The organism is Kitasatospora sp. NPDC088351 (assembly GCF_040685575.1).
Taxonomy (GTDB): Bacteria; Actinomycetota; Actinomycetes; order Streptomycetales; family Streptomycetaceae; genus Kitasatospora.
The window spans coordinates 59,717-85,690 of sequence record NZ_JBFBIL010000019.1; the positions used below are offsets into that span (position 1 = coordinate 59,717).

Consider the following 25,974-nt stretch of genomic DNA (forward strand, 5'->3'; position numbering starts at 1 on the left):
GGACGCCTGTCCGCCCGTTCACTCGTCCGGGTTGAACAGGGCCACCAAGTCCCCTGCGGTGAGCCGCTCCACGGTGTCGGGCGCGGCGTCCGACGGGCCCGGGTACAGCCGGTAGGCGGCGCCGGTGAGGCCCGCGGGGACGGGCACATCGGCGTGCACCAGCGCGGTGAACGCCCGGGCGCCGGTGAGCCGTTCGGCGAGCAGCCGGACGGTGTCGTCGGCCGGCCCGTCGGTCCGGTCGTCGGGCTCGTGCCGGGCGCGCAGCCGCTCGGCGAAGGCCGCCACCGGCTCGCCCCCGGCCCGGCGGTAGGCGCTCAGCGCGGTGCCGGTGCGGCCGCGGACCAGGACCTCGTCGGTACGGGCGGCGGCGGTGGCGCAGGCGAGGTCCCAGAGCGTGGCGCGGGAGCCCCCGGCGAAGTGCGCCAGCACGTCGGCGGCGAGCACGCCGATCCGGTCCCGGTGCCGCCAGACGTTGTGGAAGCCGCCCGAGGCACTGGTGTTGAGGTCCGTCCAGACGTACTCGCGCTGGGTCAGGTCGACGATCATCGGGACACAGACCCTGGCGTCGCCGGCCAGGTCGAGGCGCTGGCGGACGTCCTTCGGCCGGAAGCTGCTCCGGCGGTACTTCGCGGTCTCGGTGGCGTCAAGGTCCAGGAAACCGGCGAAGGCGTCGGTGAGGTCCTCGAAGGGGATGTCGTTGTAGCTGAAGACGATCGTCACCGCGTAGCGCGCCCCGGCCGCGGCCAGCACGAGCAGGTCGAGGTCGACGAACTCGGTGGCGCCGTGCGGCGGCGGGGCCGAGGTGAGGTCGCCCGAGTGCACCGCCGCGCGCGGGCCGTGCACCAGGTGGGTGTAGTCGCAGAGGCCGACGAACCGCCACTGGTCGTCGTAGAGGGCGACCGACAGATCCAGGTCGACGCGTTGGCGCGGGGTCTGCATCCAGTGCAGGAAGAGCCGCACCCGCCGGCCGTCCGGGAGCCGTTGCACGCTGCCGCGCGGCAGCGCCACCAGCGTTTTGGCGCTGGCCCGTTCGGCGAACGGGACGACCAGGTCGGCCAGGCCCTCGTCCAGCACCGCGAGGTCGAGGCGCTCGTGCGCACCCGCCCGGCGCAGCAGTTCGGCCTCGATCAGGGCGCAGACCGGTGCGCTGAGGGCGGCCGGGACGACGGTGCCCCAGTCGTCGCGGGCGTGGGCCAGCGAGACCCGGCCGCGCGGGAAGTACAGCCGGCGCTCGCCGAGTTCACGCGCGGCGCGCAGCCGACCGTACGCGCCGAGCAGCGGGCCGGGCGCGACCTTGCGCAGCGCGCCCGGAAGCGCCCCGGCGAGCGCGGCGGGCAGCGGTTCGGCCGGGCTCCAGGTGGCGTGCACCCGCAGCAGGTGGTGCAGTCGGCGGACCAGCTCGCCCGGGCGGGCGGTCAGCAGCCGGACGGCGGCGGGCACGTCACCGACGGCGAGGGCCTGTTCGACCCGGCCCGCGAAGGTGGTGACGGCCAGCCTGGTGTGGCCGCCCGGGGTCTCGGCGACCCGCAGCGGCGCGGGCGCGTCGCGCAGTTCGGCGCCGAGGCCGTGCAGGTCGAGGTCGCTCTGCCGGAGCACGGCGAACGCGGCGGCGGCGTACGGGAAGCGGGCCCGGTGCTCGTAGGGGTGCAGCAGTTCGCCGGCCCGCAGCCAGGCGGACCGGTGGCGGCCGAGGTCCTCGGCCAGGGTGCCGAGCGGCAACGCGTCGAGGGCGGCGAGCAGTTCGCGGCGGAGCGGGCGGGGCAGGTTGCGCAGCCGCAGGCCCTTGGCGGTGGCGGGCAGCAGGTCGGGCTCGGCGCCGGACCAGGCCCAGATCAGCCGCAGTACGTCGGTGGCGATGGTGAGGCGGTCGGCGAGCAGTGGGCGGGCGGTGGCCTGGTCGCGGTGGAGCAGGGCGGCCAGGACGCTCGCGCGGCTCTCCCGGACGGGGATGTCGACGGGCAGCCAGTCGGCCGGATCGGCGGGGGCGTGGTCGAGCAGCAGGGCGAGGTCTTCGCGGTCCTGCGGGTCGAGCGGGGTGCGGCGCCCGAGCAGCCGGGCCAGTTCGGCGGCGGCCACGGCGGCCGGGTCGGCGCCCTCGGCGAGGCGCAGCGGGCGCAGCAGGCTGTCGCGGGGGTGCTCGCGGGCTGCGTTGCGGACGGCCTTGGCGTCCAGCGGGAGGTGGCGTTCCCCGTCGACCGGGGTGCTGCAGAGCAGGCATCGCGCCCCGCGCGGCCAGAGGGCCTCGGCGTCCTGGTAGCAGTCGTCGCAGAGCAGGTGGGCACAGGGCGCGAGGGCGCCGATGCCGGCCTCGGCGCCGGTGCGGTCGCACCAGGAGCAGGGCTGGTTCGGCTGGTTGAGCAGGAAGGCGCGGATGTGCGCGGAGTAGGTGGCGTGCGCGTGGGCCGGGACCGTCTCCGGGAAGCGGCGGAACAGCGGCTGGTGCTTGCGGTCGGCGCCGAGCAGGGCGTCGATCCGGCGCAGCAGTTCCGCTCCGGCGTCGGCCAGGGCGGCCGGGCGGAGCCGTCCGAGCGCGGCGCGCAGCGGCCCGGTCAGCAGGAAGCCGCGCTGCGCGAGGTCGGCCTCCAGGGCGATCAGCCCCGACGCGTTGGAGGGGTCCGGCTCTCCCGGGGCCGCCCCGGCGGCGACCACGACCGCCCCGTGCCGGCGCAGCAGGTAGGCGTCCAGACCGGTGTCGGGCGTGGCGGTGCTCTGCTTCTTCACTGGTGTCCCCCGGGGATATGACGAAGCGGGGGCGGAGAGTGGGCGCACTCGGGTTCATTGTAAGAGATGAGAGGAGAAGGAAGCACGCCGCGGAGCCGCCCCCGCACCGCCACCCTAGCGAAGCCCCCGCCCGACGCCGAACGGATTTCCGGTTCGGTCCCCCCACCCCCTTCCTACTGGCGAGTAGCTTCGCTACAGTGTCCGCACGCACCACCACCGGGCTTCGGGAGCCGCACCGGCGGGGTCGTCGGCCGGCGCGCGGGATCGTGCGGTACGGGCGGCGGCGGGCGGTGCGTCTTTCACCGGTCCGTGCCGCGATGGGCGGCGGGCCGGGTTTCCTCCTCGTATCAGCGCCGCTTCCTTCACCTTTGAGCGCCTGAGTACCACGGCACACCCGCGGCACGGCCGGAGCGGACCGGCGGCTGCGCCGGTGGGCCGCAACCGTCGTCTCCCCAGCCCCGCGCGCGAACCCTCCTCCGGCGGCGGCCGTCCCCGGTGTACGGGCGCGGCGGCGCGCCCGCCGGAGCGCGCGGGCCCTTCATGACAAGGAGTCAGGACAGATGGAGCGTCCCTTTCCCACGGTCGCCGTGGTCGGCCTCGGCACGATGGGTGCCGGTGTCGCGGTCGCGGCCGCGAAGAGCGGCCGCCGGGTGATCGGCATCGAGGCCACCGCGGACTCGGCCGCCCGGGCGCTGGCCCGGATCGAGGAGGCGACCGCCCACGCGGTGGCCCGTGCGCGGATCACCGCCGAGGAGCGGGCCGCGCTGCTCGCGCTGATCTCGGTGGGCCACGCGCTGGAGGCCGCCGCGGCGGCGGACCTGGTGATCGAGGAGGTCCCCGAGCAACTGGAGCTGAAGCGGGAGCTGTTCGCCGCACTGGACCGGATCTGCCCGGCGGAGACGGTGCTGGCCACCGGCACCACCGCCCTGTCGGTGACCCGGATCGCCGCCGCCACCACCCGCCCGGAGCGGGTGCTGGGGCTGCACTTCTTCAACCCGGTGCACACCATGAAGCTGGTCGAGGTGGTCCGCACCGTGCTGACCGCCCCGCAGGTGGCCGAGGACGCCGCCGCGTTCTCCCGCGACCTGGGCAAGGAGCCGGTGGCGGCGGGCGACCGGGCCGGCTTCGTGGTGAACGGGCTGCTCTTCGCCTATCTGAACCAGGCCGCCGCGATGTACGAGTCCCGGTACGCCACCCGGGAGGACATCGACGCCGCGATGCGGCTCGGCTGCGGCCTGCCGATGGGCCCGCTGGCGCTGCTCGACCTGATCGGCGTGGACACCGCCCGCACCGTGCTGGAGGCGATGTACGAGCAGTCCAGGGACCGGCTGCACGCGCCCGCGCCGATCCTCGGCCAGCTGGTGGCGGCCGGGCTGCTGGGCCGCAAGACCGGCCGCGGCTTCTACACCTACGAGGCGCCGGGCTCGTCCAGGACGGTCGACGCGGCGACCGCCGGCACCGCGGCGCGGGTGCCGGGCCGGGAGGTGCGCGACGTCGGAGTCTGCGGCTCGGGCACCATGGCCACCGGCATCGCCGAGGTGTTCGCCAAGGCCGGGTACCCGGTGCTGCTGGCCGCCCGCGGCCAGGAGAAGGCCGACCGGGCCAAGGCGCGGCTCGCCGGGTCGCTGGAGCGCTCGGTCTCCCGGGGCCGGCTGACGGCGGACCAGCGGGACGCGGCGCTGGCGCTGGTGACACCGGTCGACCGGTACACCGAGCTGGCCGGGGTGGACCTGGTGGTCGAGGCGGTGGCCGAGGACCTGGCGGTCAAGCGCGAGCTGTTCGCCACCCTGGACAAGATCGTCAAGCCCGGCGCGGTGCTCGCCACCACCACCTCCTCGCTGCCGGTGATCAGCTGCGCCACGGCCACCTCGCGGCCGCAGGACGTGATCGGGATGCACTTCTTCAACCCGGCGCCGGCGATGCGGCTGGTCGAGGTGGTCTCCACGGTGCTGACCGCGCCGGACGTCACCACGACCGTGCTGGAGCTGTGCGCGGCGGTGCGCAAGCACCCCGTGGAGTGCGGCGACCGGGCCGGGTTCATCGTGAACGCGCTGCTCTTCCCGTACCTGAACGACGCGGTGCGGATGCTGCAGGAGCACTACGCGACGGTGGACGACATCGACACCGCGATGAAGCTGGGCTGCGGCTATCCGATGGGTCCGTTCGAACTGCTGGACGTGGTCGGCCTGGACGTCTCGCTGACCATCGAGCAGGTGCTGCACCAGGAGTTCCGCGAGCCGGGTCTGGCGGCGGCGCCACTGCTGGAGCACCTGGTGGCGGCCGGCTGCCTGGGCCGCAAGACCGGCCGCGGCTTCCGCGACCACGCGCGCCGGTGACCGCGCCGTCGACCGGGGGCGCCGGGCCCCGCGGCGCGGTGCCGCACGGGTCCCCGCCGCCCGGCTGGAGCCCCGGGGCGGTGGCCGCCCGGTGGCCGAGACCGGCCGTGACCGGCCCGGTTCCGCCGGTGCGCCGGGGAAGGCCGGCCACCCCGGCGTCGGGGACGTGTAGCGTTCCGGACATGGATCGGGTTCAGTCAGCCTCCCCACAGCACGCCGCCGTACCGCGCGGCGCCGACCGGCCGGCCGGGTCCGGCCCCGCCGTCCCCGACACCGGCCCGGGCAGCCGCCGGGCGGCCGCGCAGCGCCAGCAGATGCGCCAGGACCTGGCGACGGCGGCGATGGAGCTGTTCGCCTCGCAGGGCTACGAGGAGACCACGGTCGATCAGATCGCGGCGGCCGCCGGGGTGGCCCGACGCACCTTCTTCCGGTACTTCCGGTCCAAGGAGGAGGCGATCTTCCCGGACCACGACGACACCCTGGTCCGGGTGGCCGACCTGCTGGCCAGCGCCGAGCCCGAGGAGCACCCGCTGGACGTGGTCTGCCGGGGCATCAAGGAGGTGCTGCGGATGTACGCCTCCACCCCCTCGGTGTCGGTCGCGCGGTACCAGCTGATCCGTCAGGTCCCGGCGCTGCGCGAGCGGGAGATCGCGGTGGTGGCCCGGTACGAGCGGTTGTTCACCCGCTATCTGCTGGGGCGGTTCGACACCCGCGAGTCCATCCCGTCGGGCTGGCAGCGCGGCGGTGAGGACGACTCGATGCTGGCCGAGGTCTCGGCGGCGGCGGTCGTGGCGGCGCACAACCACGTGCTGCGGCGCTGGCTGCGGGCCGGCGGGCGGGGGGACGTGGAGGCGCAGCTGGACCACTCCTTCGAGGTGATCCGGCGGACCTTCTGGGCCGCCTCGGAGCCCGGCCCGCGACGGCGTGGGTCGCTGGTGGCACCCGGTGCCAGTGCGACGCCGCTGGAGACGGCGGCCCGGAGCGCACTGAGTGCCAGCCCCGGAGGTGAGGTGCTCATCACAGTGGCCAGGACGGACGCCCCGCTGGACGTGGTGGTGGACAGCATCAGGGCTGCGCTGATCAGCGCCAAGGAGGCCTGAGCAGCAGCGTCTTCGCAGGTCGAAGCGGTTTCACAGGGCTTTGGGGGCCCGCGCCGGAGGGTCGGCGCGGGCCCCTTCCGCGCCTGCGGGCACCCGGTCGAACACGGATCCGGTTCACCCGAATTGATGACACCCGGTGTCTTTACGCGTGGCACAGGGTGCCACTACCTTGTTACCCACCAGTCGCGGCGCCGCGGCTCCCACCTCGGCGCGCCGTCGTCCGGCGTTCCCACACCCCGGGAGCTCTGCCCTACGCCAGGCACCAGCCGGGCGCACGCCAGGCCCACCCCGCCAGACCACCCACCACCCACCTCAGCGAAGCCGGTGTCCGCTCCCGGCTCCCCCAGACGCCCTGTGCTCCCTCGGCACAGGTACGCCTTCGGAGGCAGCCATGAAGGAAATCCTCGACGCGATCCTCAGCTCCGACAGCACGTCCGCGGACTTCGCCGCGCTCAGACTGCCGGAGTCCTACCGGGCGGTGACGCTCCACAAGGACGAGGAGCAGATGTTCGCGGGCCTCGACAGCCGCGACAAGGACCCCCGCACGTCCCTCCACCTCGACGAGGTCGCCCTGCCCGAGCTGGGCCCCGGCGAGGCGCTGGTCGCCGTCATGGCCAGCGCCGTGAACTACAACACGGTGTGGAGCTCGATCTTCGAACCGGTCTCCACCTTCGGCTTCCTGGAGCGCTACGGCCGCCTCTCGCCGCTCACCAGGCGCCACGACCTGCCGTACCACGTGGTCGGCTCGGACCTCGCGGGCGTGGTCCTGCGCACCGGCGCCGGGGTCAACGCCTGGAAGCCGGGCGACGAGGTGGTCGCCCACTGCCTCTCGGTCGAGCTGGAGTCCTCCGACGGCCACAACGACACGATGATGGACCCGGAGCAGCGGATCTGGGGCTTCGAGACCAACTTCGGCGGCCTGGCCCAGCTGGCCCTGGTGAAGACCAACCAGCTGATGCCCAAGCCCGCCCACCTGACCTGGGAGGAGGCCGCCTCCCCCGGTCTGGTCAACTCCACCGCCTACCGCCAGCTGGTCTCGCAGAACGGCGCGGGCCTGAAGCAGGGCGACAACGTGCTGATCTGGGGCGCCAGCGGCGGCCTCGGCTCGTACGCCACCCAGTACGCGCTGGCCGGTGGCGCCACCCCGATCTGTGTGGTCTCCAACGACCAGAAGGCCGAGATCTGCCGGGCGATGGGCGCCGAGGCGATCATCGACCGCTCCGCCGAGGGCTACCGGTTCTGGAAGGACGAGAACACCCAGGACCCGCGCGAGTGGAAGCGCCTCGGCGGGCGGATCCGCGAGCTGACCGGCGGCGAGGACGTGGACATCGTCTTCGAGCACCCCGGCCGCGAGACCTTCGGCGCGAGCGTCTACGTCACCCGCAAGGGCGGCACCATCGTCACCTGCGCCTCCACCTCCGGCTACATGCACTCGTACGACAACCGGTACCTGTGGATGTCGCTCAAGCGCATCGTCGGCTCGCACTTCGCCAACTACCGCGAGGCCTGGGAGGCCAACCGCCTGATCGCCAAGGGGAAGATCCACCCGACGCTGTCCAAGGTCTACCCGCTGGAGCAGACCGGCCAGGCCGCCCTCGACGTCCACCACAACAAGCACCAGGGCAAGGTCGGCGTGCTCTGCCTCGCCCCCGCCGAGGGCCTGGGCGTGCGCGACGCCGAGCTGCGCGCGAAGCACCTGCCGGCCATCAACCTGTTCCGCGAGGTCTCCGAGCGGGCGGCAGAGCCGAGCCGGGGCCTCTGATGGCAGACCGCGACCGCCCCTGGCTGATGCGGACCTACGCCGGCCACTCCACCGCGAGCGACTCCAACGCCCTCTACCGGCGGAACCTGGCGAAGGGTCAGACCGGTCTCTCCGTCGCCTTCGACCTGCCGACCCAGACCGGCTACGACTCCGACCACGTCCTCGCCCGCGGCGAGGTCGGCCGGGTCGGCGTCCCGGTCGGCCACGTCGGGGACATGCGCACCCTGTTCGAGGGCATCCCGCTCGACCGGACCAACACCTCGATGACGATCAACGCCACCGCGATGTGGCTGCTGGCGCTCTACCAGGTGGTCGCCGAGGAGCAGGGCGCCGACATCTCCGGGCTCACCGGCACCACCCAGAACGACATCGTCAAGGAGTACCTCTCGCGGGGGACGCACGTCTTCCCGCCGGGCCCCTCGGTGCGCCTGATCACCGACATGATCGCCTACACGGTCGGGCGCCTCCCCAAGTGGAACCCGATCAACATCTGCAGCTACCACCTCCAGGAGGCCGGTGCCACCCCGGTCCAGGAGATCGCCTACGCGATGTGCACCGCCATCTCGGTGCTGGACGCGGTCCGCGACTCCGGCCAGGTGCCGGCCGAGCGGATGGGCGAGGTGGTCGCCCGGATCTCCTTCTTCGTCAACGCCGGCGTGCGCTTCGTCGAGGAGATGTGCAAGATGCGCGCCTTCGCCCGGCTCTGGGAGAAGGTCACACTGGAGCGCTACGGCATCCAGGACGCCAAGCAGCGCCGCTTCCGCTACGGCGTCCAGGTCAACTCGCTGGGCCTGACCGAGGCCCAGCCGGAGAACAACGTCCAGCGGATCGTGCTGGAGATGCTCGCCGTCACGCTCTCCAAGGACGCCCGCGCCCGGGCCGTCCAGCTGCCCGCGTGGAACGAGGCGCTCGGCCTGCCCCGCCCCTGGGACCAGCAGTGGTCGCTGCGAATCCAGCAGGTGCTCGCCTACGAGTCCGACCTGCTGGAGTACGGGGACCTCTTCAACGGCTCCGAGGTGGTCGAGGCCAAGACCGCCGAGCTGCTGGCCGGCGCCGAGGCCGAGATCGCCAAGGTGCTGGAGATGGGCGCCCGGGCGGGCAACCGGGGCATCATCCCGGCCGTCGAGTCCGGCTACCTCAAGTCCAGCCTGGTCGCCTCGCACGCCGCCCGCCGGGCCAGGATCGAGTCCGGCGAGGACAAGATCGTCGGGGTCAACTGCTTCGACACCACCGAGGAGAGCCCGCTCACGGCCGACCTCGACACCGCGATCATGGTGGTCGACCCGGCCGCCGAGCAGTCCGTGCTCGCCGCGCTGGAGGACTGGCGCGCCCGGCGCGACGAGGCCGCCGCCCAGCGGGCGCTGGAGGAGCTCAAGGCCGTCGCCGCCACCGACGCCAACCTGATGGCGCCGACGCTCGACTGCGCCCGGGCCGGGGTCACCACCGGCGAGTGGGCCTTCGCCCTGCGCGAGGTCTTCGGCGAGTACCGCGCGCCCACCGGCGTCGGCGGCGCCCCGGTCGCGGTCGCGGCCGAGCCGGGCGGCGAGCTGGCCGCGGTCCGCGCCGCGGTGGCCGCGACGGCCGCCGAGCTCGGCGCCGGCAAGCTGCGGCTGCTGGTCGGCAAACCCGGGCTGGACGGGCACTCCAACGGCGCCGAGCAGATCGCCGTCCGCGCCCGGGACGCCGGGTTCGAGGTGGTCTACCAGGGCATCCGGCTGACACCCGAGCAGATCGTCTCCGCCGCCGTCGCCGAGGACGTGCACTGCGTGGGCCTGTCGATCCTCTCCGGCGCCCACACCGAGCTGGTTCCCGACGTACTGCGGCGGCTGCACCGCGCCGGGGTGGAGGATGTCCCGGTGATCGTGGGTGGCATCATCCCGGCAGCGGACGGCGAGGCCCTCAAGGCCGCCGGCGTCGCCGCCGTGTTCACCCCGAAGGACTTCGGCATCACGACCATCATCGGCCGGATCGTGGATGAGATCCGGCTGGCCAACAGGCTCCAGCCGTGGACGCCCGAGCCCGCCGCGACCACCAGCTGACCCCCGGAAGGAACTGACCCGCCCTCATGAGCAACGCCAGCCCGACGCCCGCCGCCGCCTTCGACCGGCTCCGCCCCCGCCGCTCCTGCCTCGCGGTACCGGGCAGCAACCCGCGCTTCCTGGAGAAGGCCCAGGGCCTGCCCGCCGACCAGGTCTTCCTCGACCTCGAGGACGCCTGCGCCCCGCTGGTCAAGGAGAGCGCCCGGCACTCCATCGTCGACGCGCTGAACAACGGCGACTGGGGCGGCAAGACCCGCGTCGTCCGCGTCAACGACTGGACCACCCACTGGACGTACCGCGACGTGATCACCGTCGTCGAGGGCGCCGGCCCGAACCTCGACTGCATCATGCTGCCGAAGGTCCAGGACGCCGAGCAGGTCAGGGCCCTCGATCTGCTGCTCACCCAGATCGAGAAGACCATGGGCTTCGAGGTCGGCCGGATCGGCATCGAGGCGCAGATCGAGAACGCCAAGGGCCTGATCAACGTCGACGCCATCGCCACGGCCTCGCCCCGGCTGGAGACGATCATCTTCGGCCCGGCCGACTTCATGGCCTCGATCAACATGAAGTCCCTGGCGGTCGGCGAGCAGCCGGCCGGCTACCCGGCCGACGCCTACCACTACATCCTGATGCGCATCCTGATGGCCGCCCGGGCCAACGACCTCCAGGCGATCGACGGCCCCTACCTCCAGATCCGCAACCAGGAGGGCTACCGCGAGGTGGCCGGCCGCGCCGCCGCGCTCGGCTTCGACGGCAAGTGGGTACTCCACCCCGACCAGGTCGCCGCCGCGAACGAGATCTTCTCGCCCGCGCAGGAGGACTACGACCACGCCGAGCTGATCCTCGACGCCTACGACTGGTGCACCTCCGAGGAGGGCGGCGCCAAGGGCTCCGCCATGCTCGGCGACGAGATGATCGACGAGGCCAGCCGGAAGATGGCACTGGTCATCGCCGGCAAGGGCCGCGCCGCCGGTCTCAAGCGCACCTCCACGTTCGAGCCCCCGCAGGCCTGACCCCCAGGAGCCCTGATCATGCAGTTCGGACGCACCTACGAGGAGTTCGAGGTCGGCGCGGTCTACAAGCACTGGCCCGGCAAGACGGTCACCGAGTACGACGACCACCTCTTCTGTCTGCTCACCATGAACCACCACCCGCTCCACCTGGACACCAACTACGCCGAGAAGACGACGGACTTCGGCAAGAACGTCGTGGTGGGCAACTACGTCTACTCCCTGCTGCTCGGCATGTCCGTCCCGGACGTCTCCGGGAAGGCCATCGCCAACCTGGAGGTCGAGTCGCTGCGGCACATCGCGCCGACCTTCCACGGCGACACCGTCTACGGCGAGACGACCGTGCTCGACAAGTGGCCGTCCAAGTCCAAGGACGACCGGGGCATCGTCCACGTCGAGACCAAGGGCTACAAGCAGGACGGCACCGTCGTCTGCGTCTTCCGCCGCAAGGTGATGGTGCCGACCGAGACCTACACCAAGGAGCGCGGGGGCGAACAGCCCGGGCGCCCCACCCCGCAGCCCTAGGACCCCGGACGGGTAGGCCGCCGTCATCGGCCGAACCCCACCCCGGTACGGGGGCCCTGCTGCCGCAGCCACGCCGGCGGGGCCCCCGGCAATCCCCCCCCCCCCCCCGCTCTTCCGCCCTCACCCCCACCCTCTTCCTCTTCTCCACAGGAGCCGCACGATGGGACGCCTCGCACAGACCGACGGCCTCACCGAGATCCAGCGGGACATCCTCGCCACCGTGCGGGATTTCGTCGACAAGGAGATCATTCCGGTCGCGACCGAGCTGGAGCACCGGGACGAGTACCCGACCGCCATCGTCGAGGGGATGAGGCAGCTCGGCCTCTTCGGCCTCACCATCCCCGAGGAGTACGGCGGCCTCGGGGAGTCGCTGCTGACCTACGCCCTGGTGGTGGAGGAGATCGCCCGCGGCTGGATGTCGGTATCCGGAATCGTCAACACCCACTTCATCGTCGCGCACATGATCAACGCGCACGGCACCCAGGAGCAGAAGGACTACTTTCTGCCGAAAATGGCGGCCGGCGAGATCCGCGGCGCCTTCTCGATGTCCGAACCGGGCCTCGGCTCCGACGTTTCCGCGATCTCCACCAAGGGGGTCCGGGACGGCGACTGCTACGTCCTCAACGGCCAGAAGATGTGGCTCACCAACGGCGGCACCTCCACCCTGGTCGCGGTGCTCTGCAAGACCGACGAGGGCGGCAGCACCCCGTACAAGAACATGACCACCTTCCTGATCGAGAAGACGGCGGGCTTCGGCCCGAACCCGTCCGTCCCCGGCCTGACCGTGCCCGGGAAGATCGAGAAGATGGGATACAAGGGCGTCGACACCACCGAGCTGGTGCTGCAGGACGTCCGCGTCCCGGCCGACCGCGTCCTCGGCGGCGTCCCGGGCCGGGGCTTCTACCAGATGATGGACGGCGTCGAGGTCGGCCGGGTCAACGTGGCCGCCCGCGGCTGCGGCGTCGCCCGCCGCGCCTTCGAGCTGGGCGTCTCCTACGCCCAGCAGCGCTCCACCTTCGGCAAGAAGATCGCCGAGCACCAGGCGATCCAGTTCAAGCTCGCCGAGATGGCCACCAAGGTGGAGGCCGCCCATCAGATGATGGTGATGGCCGCCCGGAAGAAGGACGGCGGCGAGCGCAACGACCTGGAGGCGGGGATGGCCAAGTACCTCGCCTCCGAGTACTGCAAGGAGGTCGTCGAGGACGCCTTCCGCATCCACGGCGGCTACGGTTTCTCCAAGGAGTACGAGATCGAGCGCCTCTACCGGGAGGCCCCGATGCTGCTCATCGGTGAAGGTACTGCGGAGATCCAGAAGATGATCATCGGACGCCGGCTGCTGGAGGAGTACCGCATCGCGGAGTGACCCCCGGGCGGGGGACGCGCCGAGCGGGGGTCTCCCCGGGCAGGCGACTCAACCGACCCGGTGACGGCCGGTCGACGGGCGTGCGGGCCCGTCCCGGCACCGCGCCGTGCCACCAGGAACCCCGGCCTGGTCCGCCGGGAGTCCGGCACGGCCTTCCGGAAGCGGCCGCAGGGCGTACAACTGCTGTCACACGCCCGGCGGCCGCTTCCGCGCGTCCGCGACACGCCCTTGGCGGTCCCCGGTTCCTCCGGGACGCCCGTTGAGACAAGAGTCACCGGCCTCGTCAGGACCCTTGGGAACCGGACCGGGGCGAGCTACGGTCGTACACACAGAAGGCGCGCGAACGCCGCGCACAGGACACATGAACGAGCAGGCGGGTTGCCCACCCACCGTGTGCTCCCGATAGCATCCACCGGGACAGCAGCCGTCCCTTTATTACTCGATCCCCGCGGTGGCCCCCGTCCAGCGGCCATGATCCCCCGCGACAAAGGTCTTCGATGCCCATCAGCCCGTCCCCTCACACCTCCGTCCCGGAAGGCGATGCCCTCGCCGCTCCGACGGCCGGTCGGCGACCCCGCGTGACCATCGCGCGCGGAGCCACCCCCTGGTTCGTCCCCACCCTCGCCACGGCCGCCGTGACCACCGCGCTCACCCGGCGCAGCGGCAAGTGGGCCCTGGCGGCGGTACCCGCCTGCGCGCTCGGCGCGGGCATGCTGTGGTTCTTCCGCGACCCCGAGCGTGAGATCGGCACGGGCAGAGTGATCTCCCCCGCCGACGGCGTGGTGCAGAGCATCGACGCCTGGCCGGACGGCCGCACCCGGGTCGCGATCTTCATGAGCCCGCTCAACGTCCACGTGAACCGCGCGCCGCTGCCGGGCACGGTCACGTCGGTCGAGCACGTGGCGGGCGGCTTCGTGCCCGCGTTCAACAAGGACAGCGACCAGAACGAGCGGGTCGTCTGGCACTTCGACACCGAGCTCGGCGACATCGAGATGGTGCAGATCGCGGGGGCCGTGGCCCGCCGGATCGTGCCGTACGTCGAGGCCGGAACCAAGGTCGAGCAGGGCGATCGGATCGGTCTGATCCGGTTCGGGTCCCGGGTCGACACCTACCTGCCGGCCGGCGTCGAGGTCGGCGTCGAGGTCGGCCAGAAGACCACAGCCGGGGTGACGCGCCTTGACCGTGACTGATCCTGAGACGATCGTCGGCCTGGACGACGAGGAGACGGTTCTGCGCCGCCGCCGCTGGGCGCGCGACCGCGAGCTGCGTGCTCCGCGTTCTCCGCAGCACCTGTCCACCGCCGACTTCCTGACCCTGGGGAACGCCGTCTGCGGCTTCCTGGCGATCTACTCGATCACCACCGGGGTCCTGGTCCCGCACATCACCAACCCGGACGTCGCTCCGGACCGGCACAGCGCCGCCACCGCGGTGACGCTGCTGCTGATCGGCTCGATGTGCGACCTCTTCGACGGGCTGGTGGCGCGCAAGCTGCGCTCCTCCGCCCTCGGGGCCGAACTCGACAACCTGGCCGACCTGATCAGCTTCGGCATCGCGCCGGCCTACTTCGTCGCGGTCTGGGGCATGGTCTCGCCGGGCTCCGACAGCCGGCTCTCCGCCCTGATCGCACTGACGGTCCTGCTGTCGGTGGTGCTGCGGCTGGCCCGCTTCTCGGCCGTGAAGATGCGCCCGGGGGTGTTCCAGGGCATGCCCTGCCCGATGGGCGCCATGACGGTGATCGCCATCGTGCTGCTGGACCCGCCGTTCCTGCCCGGCCTGCTGGCCATCGCGGGCACCGCGTACCTGATGATGAGCCGCATCGAGTACCCGAAGCCGCAGGGGCTGCTGGCCACCGCCACGCTCTGCTGGATCGTGGTCTCGATCGGCTGCCTGGCGGCCTGGGCGACCGGCCTGCCCGGCGGCGACATGCTGCTGCACATCGGCGCCTTCGCCCAGATCACGCTGGCCGCGATGGCTCCGCTGCTGGTCATCCGCCGCAAGGTGGGCCAGAAGGTCGGCGACGTCCGCGCCCGCCGCGCGGAGTCCCGGATCGGCTGACCGGCCGCACGCGCGACCGCATGACGGAGGGCCCGGATCCACTGGATCCGGGCCCTCCGTCATGTCCTGGGCCCTGAGCCCTGGAGCCTGGGGACCGCCGGCCGGGTTACGCCCCGCCGCGGTGGACGCTGAACGCCGAACGGCGGGCCGCGCGGGCCACGCCCGGGTCCGGGTGGACACCGGAGACGGCGGTCAGCACCGAGGCGGCCCGGGGGTGCCCGGACTGCCTGGCGCGGGCGAACAGCCGGACCGGGTCACCCGCCGAGGCGCCCTCGACATGGCCGACCAGCAGATCCGTCTCCCCGTGGTCGAGTACGGCGGCGGCGGTGTCCACCCAGAGCCAGGCGGCGTCCTCCGCGCCCAGCACATCGGCCGGGGAGACCCCCTCGTCCGACTGCTCGGCCAGCCAGAGCAGCGCGTACGGGCGCAGCACCGGCTCGTCCACCGCGGCGCGGACGGCCTGTTCGGCGGTGCTGCCGGCCACCCGGAGCGCCTCGAAGGCCAGGCCGCGGACCAGCGCGTCGTCGCCCTGGGCGGCGTCCAGCAGCTCGGCCACGGCCCGGTCGGCCGGACGGGCGGCGACCCAGGCGCGGAACTCGGCCCGGGCCGGGCCCGGCGAGTAGTCGGCGCAGGCGTTGAGCAGTTCGAAGGCGCTCTGCTCGATGTGGCCGGCGGCGGTCTGCGCGACGGTGCAGATCTCCTCCAGCTTGGCCCGCACCGCCCAGTGCCCGAGCGGCGAGAGTTCGGCGGCCTCGTCCCGGCGGACCACGGCGCCGACGGCGGCCAGGCCGTCCAGCATCCAGTCCAGGACGGCGGCGACGTCGGACGGCGCGGCCGGGGTGTCGATCTGCGGCTCGCGGCAGGTGCCGCGGACGGCGGACACGGCGGAGGCGGCGTGCGGGATGGGCGAGAGGCCCAGCGCACCGGCGCCACCGCCGACCCGGCGCTCGTCCAGGCCCCGGCGCAGCAGCTCCAGCAGTTCGCTGTCGGCGACCGGGCCGGCCACCAGGTGCAGGAAGGAGAGCAGCTGCGGCGCCTGGTCGACGGCCTGCCCGGCGAGCACCGCGAAGACGCCGCGCAGCGCGGCGGGCGGGACGGGGGCGAGCAGCGTCCAGGCGTCGAACAGCGCCGACCAGCCGCGGACCACGGCCTCGTCGTCGTGCTCCCAGGCGTGCAGGCGCCAGCCGGGGGCGGCGCCGCCGTCCCTGGCCTCGACCAGGCCGACCAGCAGGGCCTGGCCCCAGGCCCGGGCCGCGGCGCCCACCGTCATGGCGAGTGCCCGGCCGGCGGCGCGGGCGTCCTCGGGGAGCAGTTCGCCGCGCTTGTCGACCTCGGAGAGTTCGCCGGCCCAGCGGGCGATCCGGACGGCGTCGACGAGCATCCGACGGGCCAGCGGAGCGAGCTCGGCGGGGGCCGGGAAGCCCTCCGGTACGGGGACCCGGCCTCGGCCGGGAGCGGGTGCGGGGCCTCGTCGGCGGGGTACGCCGGGAGCGCCCGGCCTGATGCCGGCGGGGCGGTGGGCCGTTCCGGGGAGACGGGTCACCGTCGCACCGGTACCGATCGTCGGCGGGAGCGGGGCATCACGGTCGCGCGGGTTCCGAGACGTCACGTCGAGCAGTCTTCCCCTTGTACCGGCCTTCTGTCACATCCGGTTGGCCACGGACTCCGGAAGGGCGGTCGCGGCGGGTCGACAAGATCGGGCAACAGAGGCCAAACCGCCTGGCCGGATCTGCATGACGCGAACACGCCAGGTCAGAGCGGTCGGCCGGCCGGGCCGGAGGGAGCTGCCGGACGGCCGGCCGGAGCCGTCGTCAGAGCAACGGCGTGAGCCAGCGGCGCAACAGCTCTTCATAGCGGTCGGGGTCGGCGTTCCAGAGGGCGGCGTGGTCGGCGCCGGGGAAGGCCTGGAGGCTGACCAGGTCGAAGCGGCGGTCGGCGAGCCGGGCGGCGGCCCGCCAGGGCGCCACCGGGTCGTCGGGGCTGTGCAGCACCATGGTGGGCACCCGCAGGTCGGTGCCCTCGGCGAGCCGCGCGAAGTCGGCCAGGTCCACCCCGGTCCGGCCCTCGGCGGCGAGCACGCCCGGCCCGGCGGCCGTACGGCCGAACCCGGCCCGGGTGGCGCCCCGGCGGGCGAAGACCGGCCGGTCGAGCACCGGGGAGTCCAGTACCAGGCCGCTGATCGCCGAGGTCCAGGCGGACCGGGCGGCGGTCTGCAGCACCATCGTGGCGCCGAGCGACCAGCCGTGTAGGACGACCCGGCCGGCGCCGCTGTCCAGGGCCAGCCGCACTGCCGCCTCGACGTCCCGCCACTCGGTCTCGCCGAAGTCGTCGAGGCCGTCCGGCGCGGCCGGCGCGCCCCGGTCTCCCCGGTAGGTGACGGCGAGGGCGGGCAGACCGAGACGGTGCAGCACGGGCAACACCGGGAGCGTCTGCTGCCGGTCGGCGCCCGGGCCGTGCACCAGGATCACCCAGGTGCCGCGTTTGCCGTCGAGCCGCCAGGCGGGCAGGGCGCCCAGCTCACCCTCGGCGGCGGTCTCGACGTAGGGCAGGCCGAGCGCGCCGGTCGGGTCGCCGAGGTGGACCCGGGGGGTGAAGCGGACCTCGGTGCCGGGTGTCAGGGCGCCCCGGTCGGCGCGGACCAGTCGGCGGGTGACGCCCTGTTCGTCGGCGTGCAGGATCTCGTCGACCACCGCGTGGCCGCCCTCGTCCCACTCGACGGCCCAGCGGCCGGGGCGGGTGCTCTCCGGGCTGCGGGTGAAGGTGGCCCGCCCGACGGCCAGGCTCCGCACCGTGACGGGGCCCGCCTGCGGCCGGGAAACGGCCGCCGGGTGGAGCATCCGCTGGACGGCCCTGCGCCCGGCCAGCAGTACGGCGGCCCCGGTGCCGACGGCGGCGGCCGCCACGGCGGCCGCGGTTCCCCAACGCATATCGCTCCCCGCTCTGTTGATCGCGGACTGGGCACCCACCAGTCCACTCGCGGGACCGGACCGGGGCCACCGGGCATGGGCCGACCGGGTGTCACGCCGGACGGGACAGCGGGGGCCGCGGCCTCCACCTGCGGCCGGGCGATCGCGCCCTCTCCGCACCCCCGCGACACCGACCCGCGGAGGCGGCGCGCGGGCGGGCCGTGTGACCAACCCCTCCGTGACCTTGGTTGACTCCCGGTTCGGCCGCGTGATGGGATCCTTCAGCCAAACGGAGGCATGCAGAGGAAGCCGGTGCGAGTCCGGCGCGGTCCCGCCACTGTCACCGGGGAGCACGCTCGGATCAATTCCCTCCTTGCCCGCCAACAGGCAGGAGGGGCCCATCGGCGGGCCGTCAGAAGCCGCTGGAGGCTCCGGGGGTGTGTCGGACCCGGAAGCCAGGAGACTCTCGCCGCCGGTACGTCGATCCAGGGCGCGGACCCTGAGTGAGGACACGCACGCGATGCAGGCTGCCCCGACCACCCGCCCCCTCTGCCGCCCTTCGCCGTGCGCCCGCTGACCCGCGCGGCCGCCTTCGCGCTGGGCGCCGTCGCGGGACATCTCGCCGACGCCCGCTTCGCCGATCCCCGGCGCGGCCACCCGGTGGCCGCCTTCGGCAGCGCGGCGGGCCGGCTGGAGAAGACGCTCTGGCGCGACGACCGCGCCGCCGGCACCGCCTACACCGCGCTCTGCGTGGGCACCGTCGCGGCCGGGGCGGTGGCCGCCGAACGCGCCCTGGGCCGGCGGCCGCTCGGCCGCGCCGCGCTGACCGCCGCCGCGACCTGGACGGTGCTCGGCGGCACCTCGCTCACCCGGGAGGCCAGGACCATCGGCCGCTCGCTCGCCGCGGGCGATCTGACGGCGGCCCGGGAACGGCTGCCGCATCTGTGCGGGCGCGACCCGAGCGCGCTGGACGAACAGCAGATCGCCCGCGCGGTGGTCGAGTCGGTCGCCGAGAACACCGCCGACGCCGTGGTGAACGCCCTGGTCTGGGGCGCGCTCGCGGGCACGCCCGGGCTGCTGGCGTTCCGCGCCGTCAACACGCTGGACGCGATGGTCGGCCACCGCTCGCCGCGCTACGCCCGGTTCGGCTGGGCCTCGGCCCGGCTGGACGACGTAGCGGGCTGGCCGGGCGCCCGGCTGACCGCGCTGCTCACCGTGGCCGCCGCGCCCGAACCCCGGACGGCCTGGCGGATCTGGCGCCGGGACGGCTCCGCGCACCCGAGCCCCAACGCGGGCCAGGCCGAGTCCGCGTTCGCGGGCGCGGTCGGCGTGCGGCTGGGCGGCACCCTCGCGTACGGGGAGCGGGTGGAGCACCGGCCGGTGCTGGGCGGCGAGCTGCGGCCGGTGACGGTGGACGACATCGAGCGGGCCTGCCGGCTCTCCCGCCGGGTGGGCCTGCTGGCCCTGGGCACGGCCGTCGCCGGGCACGCGGCGGTCCGGGCCGCCACAGGAAGCCGGACCGTCCTGGGACGGAAGAAGAGGAGGAGCGCATGAGCAACGCACTGCTGGTCGCCGGGACGACCTCGGACGCCGGCAAGACCGTGGTCACCGCGGGCATCTGCCGCTGGCTGGCCCGGCAGGGTGTCCGGGTGGCGCCGTTCAAGGCGCAGAACATGTCGCTGAACTCCTTCGTCACCGCCGGCGGCGCCGAGATCGGCCGCGCCCAGGCGATGCAGGCGCAGGCGGCCCGGGTGGAGCCCGAGGCGGCGATGAACCCGGTGCTGCTCAAGCCGGGCGCGGACGGCCGCAGCCAGGTCGTGCTGCTCGGCCGCCCGGTCGCCGAGGTGGGCGCGCTGGACTACCGCGAGCGCAAGCCGGTGCTGCTGGAGCGGGCCCTGGAGTGCCTGGCGGACCTGCGCAGCCGCTACGACGTGGTGGTCTGCGAGGGGGCCGGGTCGCCCGCCGAGATCAATCTGCGCGACCGGGACATCGCCAACATGGGTCTGGCCACCGCCGCCGGGCTGCCGGTGGTGGTGGTCGGGGACATCGACCGCGGCGGGGTGTTCGCCGCCATGTACGGGACGCTGGCGCTGCTGTCCGCCGAGGACCAGCGCCATGTGACGGGCTGGTTCGTCAACAAGTTCCGGGGCGACGCCCGGCTGCTGGCGCCCGGGCTGGAGATGCTGGACCGGCTGACCGGCCGCCCGGTGCTCGGCACCCTGCCGATGCTGCCCGGGCTCTGGCTGGACGCCGAGGACTCGCTGGACCTGTCCACCGTGGTGGACCGCGCCGAGGGCCGCGGGCCGGTCGGCGCGGACGTGCTGCGGGTGGCCGTGGTGCGCTTCCCGAGGCTGTCCAACTTCACCGACGTGGACGCGCTGGCGCAGGAGCCCGGGGTGCTGGTCCGCTGGGCCACCCGGCCCGAGGAGCTGGCCGACGCCGACCTGGTGATCCTGCCCGGCACCCGGGCCACCGTCGCCGACCTGGCCTGGCTGCGCGAACGTGGTCTGGAGCCGGCCCTGAAGGCACGGGCCGCCGCCGGGCGGCCGGTTCTCGGTGTCTGCGGCGGCTACCAGATGCTGGCGCGCGGCATCGTGGACGAGGTCGAGTCCGGGGCCGGCGAGGTGGCCGGGCTCGGGCTGCTGCCGACGCGTGTCCGGTTCGGGGCCGCGAAGGTGCTCGGCCGTCCGGTCGGCGAGGCGTACGGGCAGCGGGTCGAGGGGTACGAGATCCATCACGGTGTGGTGGCCGTCGAGGGGGGAGACCCCTTCTTCTCCGACGGCCGGGGCCGCGCTCTGGACGGCTGCCGGGTGGGCGCGGTCTGGGGCACGACCTGGCACGGCGCACTGGAGAACGACGGGTTCCGTCGCGAACTGCTGTGCGAGACCGCCGAGTTGGCCGGCCGGGCGTTCGCTCCCGCGCCGGACACCTCGTTCGCCGCGGCGCGCGAGGCCCGGCTGGACCGGCTGGGGGACCTGATCGAGGAGCACGCGGACACCGACGCGCTGTGGAAGCTGATCGAGGGCGGGGTGCCGGCCGCGGGGTCGCTGCCGTTCCTGCCGCCCGGAGCGCCTGAGGAGGCCGACAAGGCATGAGTGACGTCCGCTACCCCTTCACCGCGATCGTCGGTATGGCCGACCTGCGGCTCGGACTGCTGCTCAACGCGGTCTCCCCGGCCGTCGGCGGCGTGCTGGTGCGCGGCGAGAAGGGCACCGCCAAGTCGACCATGGTGCGCGCGCTGGCCGGCCTGCTGCCGTCCATCGCCACCGTCGACGGCTGCCGCTTCGCCTGCGACCCGGCCGCGCCCGACCCGCAGTGCCCGGACGGCGCGCACGCCGGCGCCACGGCCTCCGGCCGTCCGGCCCAGCTGGTCGAGCTGCCGGTCGGCGTCTCCGAGGACCGGATCGTCGGCTCGCTGGACCTCGAACGGGCGCTCGCCGAGGGCGTCAAGGCGTACGAGCCGGGGCTGCTGGCGCGGGCGCACCGGGGCGTGCTCTACATCGACGAGGTCAACCTGCTCCAGGACCACGTGGTGGACCTGCTGCTGGACGCCGCCGCGATGGGCCGCTCCTACGTGGAGCGCGAGGGCGTCTCGGTGCGGCACGCGGCCCGGTTCCTGCTGGTCGGCACGATGAACCCGGAGGAGGGCGAGCTGCGCCCGCAGCTGCTCGACCGGTTCGGCCTGACCGTGGAGATCGCCGCCACCCGCGACCCGGCGGAGCGCGCCGAGGTGGTCCGCCGCCGCCTGGCGTACGACGCCGACCCGGCCGGGTTCGCCGCCCGGTTCGCCGAGGACGAGCGGGCGCTCGCCGAACGGATCACCACCGCACGGGAGTTGCTGCCCAAGGTCGAACTGGCCGATGTGGCGCTGCGTCAGATCACCGCCGTCTGCGCGGCGTTCGAGGTGGACGGGCTGCGGGCGGACATCGTGATGGCCCGTACCGCCGTCGCGCTGGCCGCCTGGGCGGGCCGGACGGAGGTGCTGGAGGAGGACGTCCGCAAGGCCGCCCGGCTGGCCCTGCCGCACCGCCGCCGGCGCAACCCGTTCGACGCGCCCGGCCTGGACGAGGAGCAGCTCGACCGGACCCTGGAGGAGCACGCCGACCCGGAGCCCGAGCCCGCGTCGCAGCCGGAGGACGGGCCCGAGGGCGGCCCCGAGGGCGACGGACCCGACCCGGACGGCGGTCCGGACGGGGGCGGCCCCGACGGCGGTGGCGGCGCACCCGAGCCGACCGGGCCGACCGGCCCGGACGCACCCGGCGCCGAGGCCCCCGCCCCCGAACCCGGACCGGCCCCGGAGCAGACGCCCGAGCAGGCGCCCGTGCCCGCACAGCACCCCGCCCCCGCGCGCGAGTCCGCGCCGGTGGCCGCCGGGGAGCCGTACCGGACCAGGCTGTTCAAGGTGGACGGCACCGGGCGCGGGGCCCAGGGCCGCCGCTCCCCCGCCGAGACCGACGGCGGCCACACCATCCGCGCCCGGCGCCCGCAGGGGCGGCTGGCCCGGCTGCACCTGAGCGCCACCCTGCAGGCCGCCGCGCCGCACCAGGCGGCGCGCGGGCGGGCGTCCCGCGCGCTGGTTCTGCACAAGGACGACTTCCGCGAACAGGTCCGCCAGGGCCGGGAGTCCAACCTGGTGCTGTTCCTGGTGGACGCCTCCGGCTCGATGGCGGCCCGGCAGCGGATGACCGCCGTCAAGGGCGCCGTGCTCTCGCTGCTGATGGACGCCTACCAGCGGCGCGACAAGATCGGCATGATCACCTTCCGGGGCGCGTCCGCCGAGCTGGCGCTGCCCCCCACCTCCTCGGTCGAGGTCGGCGCCGCCCGGCTGGAGTCGCTGCCCACCGGCGGACGCACCCCGCTGGCGGCCGGGCTGCTGCGCGCGCACGAGGTGCTGCGGGTGGAGCGGATGCGCGACCCCGACCGCCGTCCGCTGCTGGTCGTGGTGACCGACGGCCGTGCCACCGGCGCCCGGGACGCCGTCGCGCAGTCCCACCGCGCGGCCGCCCTGTTCGCCGCCCAGGGCGTGGCGAGCGTGGTGCTGGACTGCGAGACCGGCCCCGTCCGGCTCGGCCTCGCCCGGACGCTGGCCGCCCGGCTCGGCGCCTCCGCCGTTACCTTGGACGAGCTGCGGGCCGAAGGCGTGGCCTCGCTCGTCCGCGACAACCGTGCAACCACGATGCGAAAGGCGGCCTGAACCCCATGCCCAAGGGAGTGCCCGAGAACGTCCCCGACGACGGCCTGACGACCCGTCAGCGCCGTACGCTGCCGATCACCGCCGTGCACACCGGCCCCGGCAAGGGCAAGTCCACGGCCGCGTTCGGCATGGCGCTGCGGGCCTGGAACCAGGGCTGGCCGGTCGGGGTGTTCCAGTTCGTCAAGTCCGCCAAGTGGAAGGTCGGCGAGGAGAACGCGCTGCGCGTCCTCGGCGCCTCCGGCGAGGGCGGCACGGTGGCCTGGCACAAGATGGGCGAGGGCTGGTCCTGGGTGCAGCGCTCCGCCGAGATGGAGATGGACAGCGAGGCGGCGGCCAAGGAGGGCTGGGAGCAGGTCAAGCGCGACCTGGCCGCCGAGACCTACCGCTTCTACGTGCTGGACGAGTTCACCTACCCGATGCACTGGGGCTGGATCGACGTGGACGAGGTGCTGACGGTGCTGAGGGACCGCCCGGGCAGCCAGCACGTGGTCATCACCGGCCGGTACGCGCCCGAGGCGCTGACCGAAGTCGCCGACCTGGTCACCGAGATGACCAAGGTCAAGCACCCCATGGACGCCGGCCGCAAGGGCCAGCGCGGTATCGAGTGGTAGTCGCAGGTACGTGAACATTCCCCGTCTCGTCGTCGCCGCGCCGTCCTCCGGCTCGGGCAAGACCACCGTCGCCACCGGCCTGATCGCGGCGCTCGCCGCCCGTGGGCTGGCGGTCTCGCCGCACAAGGTGGGCCCGGACTACATCGACCCGGGCTACCACGGCCTGGCCGCCGGCCGCCCGGGCCGCAACCTGGACGCCTTCATGTGCGGGCCGGAGCGGATCGCGCCGCTCTTCCTGCACGGCGCGGCCGGGGCGGACGTGGCGGTGGTCGAGGGCGTGATGGGGCTCTTCGACGGGGCCTCCGGGCGCGGGGAGCTGGCGTCCACCGCGCACGTCGCCAAGCTGCTGCGGGCGCCCGTGGTGCTGGTGGTCGACGCCTCCTCGCAGTCCCGCTCGGTGGCCGCGCTGGTGCACGGCTTCGCCTCCTGGGACCCGGAGGTCCGCCTCGCCGGGGTGATCCTCAACCGGGTCGCCTCCGACCGGCACGAGCACCTGCTGCGCGAGGCCCTGGAGGAGGGCTCCGGCGTGCCCGTGCTGGGCGCGGTGCGCCGCTCGGCGGCGGTCGCCACGCCGTCCCGCCACCTCGGCCTGATCCCGGCCGTGGAGCGCTCGGCCGAGGCCCTGCGGGCCGTCGCGGACATGGGCGAACTGATCGGCCGGTCGGTCGATCTGGACGCGGTGCTGGCACTGGCCCGGACCGCTCCCCCGCTGGACGACGCGCCGTGGGACCCGGCCGCCGAGGTGGCGCCGGTGCCCGGCACGCCCCGGATCGCGGTGGCCGGTGGCGCCGCGTTCTCCTTCTCGTACGCCGAGAACGCCGAACTGCTGACCGCCGCCGGCGCCGAGGTGGTGCCGTTCGACCCGCTGCACGCCGACGCGCTGCCCGAGGGCACGGCGGGGCTGGTGATCGGCGGCGGCTTCCCCGAGCTGTACGTCCGCGAGCTGAGCGGCAACACCACGCTGCGCGGGGCGATCGCCGCGTTCGCCGCCTCGGGTGCGCCGATCGCCGCCGAGTGCGCCGGACTGCTGTACCTGGGACGGGAGCTGGACGGCCTGCCGATGTGCGGCGTGCTGGACACCGCGGCCCGGATGACCGAGCGGCTCACCCTCGGCTACCGGGAGGCGGTGGCGCTGCACGACTCGCCGCTCGGCCCGGCCGGCACCCGGGTACGGGGGCACGAGTTCCACCGCACGGTCTGCGAGCCCGGCGCGGGCGAGCGGCCGGCCTGGGGCTGGCGGCTGCCGGCCGGCCCGCGCACCGAGGGCTTCGCGGGCCCGGGTACGGGGGCGGGCCAGGTGCACGCCTCCTACCTGCACCTGCACTGGGCCGGATCGCCACAGCTGGCCGCCTCGTTCACGGCGGCGGCCGCCGCGCACCGGGCGGGCTGAACCCCGCCGGGGCGGGCGGGCCGGATCCCGGCCGCCCCTCAGCCGGTGGCGCGGACGTAGATGTCGGCGGCGCCCGGCAGGCCTCCGGGGACGGTGGCGACGTAGATCCGGCGGCCGGTGGTCGGGCGGGCGTCCGGGGGTGCCGGGGTGGGGGTCGGGGCGGGAGTCGCGGTCGGAGCCGGGACGGGCTCGGGCTCGGGCGTGGCCGGGGCGGGGGTCTCCGTCGCCCCGCACGGCTCCGTCTCCTCGTCCCCGCTCCCGTCGCCGTCCTCGCCCGCGCACTCACTCGGGCCCGCGCCCTCGGCCTGGAGGCCGGGCGGGGCCGGGGAGACGACGGGCCCGGTGTCGGACGCGCTGCCGGGCGCGGCCGCCGGTACCGCCGCCGTGGGCGCCGGGTCCGGCGGGGCGTCGGGGGCGGACGACGGCAGGTCGGTCCGCGGCTCCGGCAGTTCCGGCGCCTCGGCCGGTTCGTCGCCGCCGAGGGCCTCCGCCAGGTCGGGCGGCAGCGGCGCGCTGGGGCCGGGGGCGGGCAGGTCGTAGGTCCGCAGGAAGTCGCCGACCCCGACGTTCCGGCCGCCGCCGAGCCGGTAGTGCAGATAGGCCACCGGAACGCCGTCCGCGGTGCGCGTGTACACCGCCCCGACGGGCACGTAGTACGGCCCCGCGCCCGGGTGCTGGGACGGATGCAGACCGGCCAGCAGTTCGGCGCGGTCGCGGTCGGTCTCGGGCGTCTCCCGGCCGAGCGTCAGCGCGTTGACGCCCCGGACCATCAGCGCCGCCGCGACCGCCACGCAGAGCACCAGCCCCACCGCGACCGTGCGCCGCAGCACCGGGCGCCCGTGCAGCGCCGGCCAGGAGTCGCTGGGCATCCGCTCGCCCGGCGCCCCTCCCGACAGCCCGCCCGTGCGCGCTCCGCCCGGCCGTTCCGCTTCCTTCACCGCTCCCGATCCCCCGCCCTGTCG

At 74.4% G+C, this 25,974-nt stretch carries 18 protein-coding genes and 1 riboswitch; of the genes, 14 read left to right on the forward strand and 4 right to left on the reverse strand.

Features of this window, described 5'->3' with window-relative positions; translation table 11 throughout:
* Positions 1–18: 18 nt before the first annotated feature.
* Complete coding sequence (locus AB0P06_RS16480) at positions 19–2,721, reverse strand: MXAN_6230/SCO0854 family RING domain-containing protein (RefSeq protein ID WP_363607967.1); 2,703 nt, start codon at positions 2,719–2,721, stop codon at positions 19–21.
* Positions 2,722–3,281: 560 nt separating this feature from the next.
* On the opposite strand from AB0P06_RS16480, the gene AB0P06_RS16485 reads away from it, so the two are divergent.
* The 9 genes from AB0P06_RS16485 to AB0P06_RS16525 all read left to right on the forward strand — a co-directional run bounded on the left by AB0P06_RS16485 (position 3,282) and on the right by AB0P06_RS16525 (position 14,911).
* Positions 3,282–5,057 (forward strand): 3-hydroxybutyryl-CoA dehydrogenase, encoded by a 1,776-nt coding sequence (locus tag AB0P06_RS16485; protein ID WP_363607968.1) that lies wholly within the window; start codon positions 3,282–3,284, stop codon positions 5,055–5,057.
* 182 nt (positions 5,058–5,239) lie between these two features.
* Positions 5,240–6,157 (forward strand): TetR family transcriptional regulator, encoded by a 918-nt coding sequence (locus AB0P06_RS16490; protein WP_363607969.1) that lies wholly within the window; start codon positions 5,240–5,242, stop codon positions 6,155–6,157.
* A 391-nt stretch (positions 6,158–6,548) separates the two neighbouring features.
* Positions 6,549–7,919, forward strand: coding sequence for a crotonyl-CoA carboxylase/reductase (gene ccrA, locus AB0P06_RS16495; RefSeq protein WP_363607970.1), 1,371 nt, complete (start codon positions 6,549–6,551; stop codon positions 7,917–7,919).
* Positions 7,919–9,958, forward strand: a complete 2,040-nt coding sequence (locus AB0P06_RS16500; protein ID WP_363607971.1) for a protein meaA — start codon at positions 7,919–7,921, stop codon at positions 9,956–9,958. Before ccrA ends, AB0P06_RS16500 begins: the two co-directional genes overlap by 1 nt.
* Before the next feature lie 26 nt (positions 9,959–9,984).
* Positions 9,985–10,971 (forward strand): CoA ester lyase, encoded by a 987-nt coding sequence (locus AB0P06_RS16505; RefSeq protein ID WP_363607972.1) that lies wholly within the window; start codon positions 9,985–9,987, stop codon positions 10,969–10,971.
* An 18-nt stretch (positions 10,972–10,989) separates the two neighbouring features.
* The gene (locus AB0P06_RS16510) at positions 10,990–11,493 is read left to right on the forward strand and encodes a MaoC family dehydratase (RefSeq protein ID WP_363607973.1); all 504 of its coding nucleotides are present in this window, start codon (positions 10,990–10,992) and stop codon (positions 11,491–11,493) included.
* Positions 11,494–11,653: 160 nt separating this feature from the next.
* Positions 11,654–12,856 carry an acyl-CoA dehydrogenase family protein gene (locus AB0P06_RS16515; protein ID WP_363607974.1) on the forward strand — a complete coding sequence of 401 codons (1,203 nt, stop codon included), beginning with the start codon at positions 11,654–11,656 and terminating at the stop codon, positions 12,854–12,856.
* A 497-nt stretch (positions 12,857–13,353) separates the two neighbouring features.
* Positions 13,354–14,046, forward strand: coding sequence for a phosphatidylserine decarboxylase (locus AB0P06_RS16520; RefSeq protein ID WP_363607975.1), 693 nt, complete (start codon positions 13,354–13,356; stop codon positions 14,044–14,046).
* A 40-nt stretch (positions 14,047–14,086) separates the two neighbouring features.
* On the forward strand, positions 14,087–14,911 hold the full coding sequence (locus AB0P06_RS16525; RefSeq protein ID WP_363608014.1) for a CDP-alcohol phosphatidyltransferase family protein: 825 nt from the start codon (positions 14,087–14,089) through the stop codon (positions 14,909–14,911).
* A gap of 106 nt (positions 14,912–15,017) precedes the next feature.
* Here AB0P06_RS16525 and AB0P06_RS16530 read toward each other — a convergent pair whose 3' ends face one another.
* Positions 15,018–16,292, reverse strand: a complete 1,275-nt coding sequence (locus AB0P06_RS16530; RefSeq protein ID WP_363607976.1) for a hypothetical protein — start codon at positions 16,290–16,292, stop codon at positions 15,018–15,020.
* Between the two features lie 430 nt (positions 16,293–16,722).
* Positions 16,723–17,838, reverse strand: a complete 1,116-nt coding sequence (locus tag AB0P06_RS16535) for a hypothetical protein (RefSeq protein WP_363607977.1) — start codon at positions 17,836–17,838, stop codon at positions 16,723–16,725.
* Between the two features lie 280 nt (positions 17,839–18,118).
* Positions 18,119–18,283: riboswitch (cobalamin riboswitch) on the forward strand.
* 98 nt (positions 18,284–18,381) lie between these two features.
* Between AB0P06_RS16535 and AB0P06_RS16540 the strand changes: the two genes are divergently transcribed.
* From AB0P06_RS16540 to AB0P06_RS16560, 5 genes are read left to right on the forward strand one after another with little or no spacing between them, the layout of a single operon-like run.
* Complete coding sequence (locus tag AB0P06_RS16540; RefSeq protein WP_363607978.1) at positions 18,382–19,371, forward strand: cobalamin biosynthesis protein; 990 nt, start codon at positions 18,382–18,384, stop codon at positions 19,369–19,371.
* Positions 19,368–20,912, forward strand: coding sequence for a cobyric acid synthase (locus AB0P06_RS16545; protein ID WP_363607979.1), 1,545 nt, complete (start codon positions 19,368–19,370; stop codon positions 20,910–20,912). The genes AB0P06_RS16540 and AB0P06_RS16545 overlap by 4 nt, the downstream gene beginning before the upstream one ends.
* On the forward strand, positions 20,909–23,011 hold the full coding sequence (locus AB0P06_RS16550; RefSeq protein ID WP_363607980.1) for a putative cobaltochelatase: 2,103 nt from the start codon (positions 20,909–20,911) through the stop codon (positions 23,009–23,011). Before AB0P06_RS16545 ends, AB0P06_RS16550 begins: the two co-directional genes overlap by 4 nt.
* Positions 23,012–23,016: 5 nt before the next feature.
* Positions 23,017–23,622 (forward strand): cob(I)yrinic acid a,c-diamide adenosyltransferase, encoded by a 606-nt coding sequence (cobO, locus tag AB0P06_RS16555; RefSeq protein WP_363607981.1) that lies wholly within the window; start codon positions 23,017–23,019, stop codon positions 23,620–23,622.
* Between the two features lie 10 nt (positions 23,623–23,632).
* Complete coding sequence (locus tag AB0P06_RS16560; protein ID WP_363607982.1) at positions 23,633–25,012, forward strand: cobyrinate a,c-diamide synthase; 1,380 nt, start codon at positions 23,633–23,635, stop codon at positions 25,010–25,012.
* A 38-nt stretch (positions 25,013–25,050) separates the two neighbouring features.
* On the opposite strand, the gene AB0P06_RS16565 is transcribed toward AB0P06_RS16560, so the two are convergent.
* On the reverse strand, positions 25,051–25,881 hold the full coding sequence (locus AB0P06_RS16565) for a hypothetical protein (RefSeq protein WP_363607983.1): 831 nt from the start codon (positions 25,879–25,881) through the stop codon (positions 25,051–25,053).
* Positions 25,882–25,974: the final 93 nt, after the last annotated feature.